At 80.8% G+C, this 1431-nt stretch carries 1 protein-coding gene; it reads right to left on the bottom strand.

What is annotated here, in order from left to right; genetic code table 11:
• On the bottom strand, positions 1-1431 hold a 1431-nt coding region (locus tag EF903_RS32535; protein WP_185902947.1), incomplete at both ends, for a lantibiotic dehydratase.

Raw genomic sequence — 1431 nt, 5'->3', positions numbered from 1 at the left:
CTCCCGGACAGTGCGCCTGCCGGCGCGGGGATGTCGCCGGCGGGGTCCGCGGCGGCGCGGCGGGCGCCGGCCGGGTCGGGGCGGCCGGGGACGCGCGGACCGCGCCCGGGGGCGGGTGCGGGTGCGGCCGGTGCGGACGCCGGCGTCGGCCGCGGGGCATCGGGGCCGCCCGAGGCGAGGACGTCCTCGGAGAGCACGTTCAAAGGGGCCGCGCCGGCCGGCACGGGCCGTCCGGTGTCGGCGAGCAGGGCGCGCCAGCGCTCGGCGAGGTCGCCCAGCATCGCGGGGCGCTCCGCGGCGGAGGTGTGGGCGAACCGGGCGGTGTCGGAGGCGAGGAGGTCGATGCGGTCGGCGAGGGCGGCGTCCTCGGGCCACCGGCGCAGCCATTCTGCGAGGGCGCGCAGCGGCTGCGGGTGCTGCGGGTCGACCGGGTCGACGGGAACCAGCAGCCCGCTGTCCGCGAGCCGGCCGAGGAACCGGCGGACGGCCGGGTCGGTTTCCGGGCGGCCGAGGGCCGGGGCGAGCCGGGCGGCGAGCGCATCCGGCGGCGCGGGCTGCGCCGCGAGCCTGTCGAGGAGGGCCAGCGCCGGGTGTGCGGCGACCTCGACCTCCTCCTCGCGGGTGACCAGGTACCTGCCGCCCGCGAAGACGGTGGTGTCCCGCACGTAGCGGGTCCGGCCCTCGCCGGCCGGCCGGGCGCTGCTGGCCGGCCGGTGCGCGAGCGTACTGCGGCGGCGCGGCTCGTCCAGGAGCGCGGCGACGAGGGCCGCGACCAGCGTCCGGTTCTCCCGCACCACGGCCCGCAACGCCGGCGGGCCGGCGGCCGCGTCCTGGTCCTGCCCGGACCAGCCCACCGCGGCGAACCAGGACAGCGGACTGGTCTTGGCGGTGGCGCGCAGGGCGTGTCGCAGCACCGACGGCTCCTCCTTGCGGGCCCTGCGCCCGCCCTCGTCCCGGGCGGCCCGCGACACGGCGCGCAGCAGGTCCGTGCTGCCGAGGGCGACGGCACGGGTGAAGCCGGGGGAACGGCACACCTCCGCGAGGGCGGAGCGCTCGGCGGCCAGCGCCGCCGGGACGGCGTCGGCGGCTTCGGCGAGCAGGGCGGCACGCTGCTCGCGCAGGGCGAGCCATGCGCCGAGCCGGGGGACCCGTACGGGCAGGTCGCCGAGCCGGGCCAGCAGGGCCGGCCGCGGTGCGCGGCGGTTGTGCAGCGCCCGGCGGAGCGGGAGCACCACCTGCCGGTGGAAGGCCTCGGCGTGGCCCGGCCGGGACGCGAACAGGTCGTCGCACAGCCCGGCCCGCAGCTCCTCCTCCTGCGCGGCGAGTCCGGCGAGCCCGCCGAACAGGGCCCGTGCGCGGGCGGACGCCGCGGAGTCGGCGGGGTGCGCCGCGACGGTGGTGCGGACCAGCGCGTACGGGGCGGGTCGGGCG

Source organism: Streptomyces sp. WAC05292 (genome assembly GCF_003949955.1).
Taxonomy (GTDB): domain Bacteria; phylum Actinomycetota; class Actinomycetes; order Streptomycetales; family Streptomycetaceae; genus Streptomyces; species Streptomyces globosus.
The sequence above is the reverse complement of the archived record's forward strand: the minus strand, read 5'-3'. Positions and strand labels throughout refer to the sequence as shown.